The sequence below is a fragment of the Parendozoicomonas verongulae genome (assembly GCF_009711465.1).
In the GTDB taxonomy this organism is placed as follows: Bacteria; Pseudomonadota; Gammaproteobacteria; order Pseudomonadales; family Endozoicomonadaceae; genus Sansalvadorimonas; species Sansalvadorimonas verongulae.
In genome coordinates, this window is the sequence record NZ_SMME01000620.1 from 532 (window position 1) to 1,256 (window position 725).

The window sequence follows — 725 nt, forward strand, 5'->3', positions numbered from 1 at the left end:
TGCATCAACAACAATAACGGGTGCAACGGTCAGGATAAGCCAAAGATATGAAGCATTCATTAGCCTTTGCAACGAGCATAACATCTGATTCAACCCAAGCATGAAAGGCTAGTCAATGAGTAAGTTCTTTTGGATTCGCTGTCTCTTGCACCGGACGTCGCTGCTGCTCTGACGGTGAGAGTTAAGCAGGTTGACCGTAGCAGATGAGGCCGCAGGGACAGGTGGTATTCTGCCTTCCCTTGCACCGGGCATTGCTGCTGCCCTGGCGGTGGGTTTTAAGCTGGTTGACCGAATCGAAGGTGATACCGCAGAGGCAGGTGGTGTTCCGCTTCCCTCTGCACTGAGCGTCTTTACTGCTCTGGCGGTGAGAATCAAGCAGGCTGACCGTATCGAAGGTGGAGCCACAGAGGCAGGTGCTATTCCACTGTCCCTTGCAACAGGTGTCGCTGCTGCCCCGTCGGTGAGATTTAAGCTGGTTGGCCGTATTGAAGCTGGCGCCGCATGGGCAGGTGGTGTTTCGCTTCCCAATGCACCGGGCATCGCTGCTGCTCAGGCGGTGAGCATTAAGCAGAGTGTCCGTATCGAAGGTGGAGCCACAGGAGCAGGTGATGTTCTTCCACTTGCACCGGGCATCTCTACTGCCCCGGCGGTGAGATTTAAGCCGGTTGACCGTATCGAAGGTAGCACCGCAGAGACAGGTGGTGTTCTGCTTCCCTTTGCACCGG

At 55.4% G+C, this 725-nt stretch carries 1 protein-coding gene; it reads left to right on the top strand.

The window, feature by feature from the left end:
* Positions 1-190 precede the first annotated feature (190 nt).
* Positions 191-725, top strand: a 535-nt coding sequence (locus E1189_RS23075) for a hypothetical protein (protein ID WP_196221042.1), incomplete at its 3' end; no start/stop codon positions are given.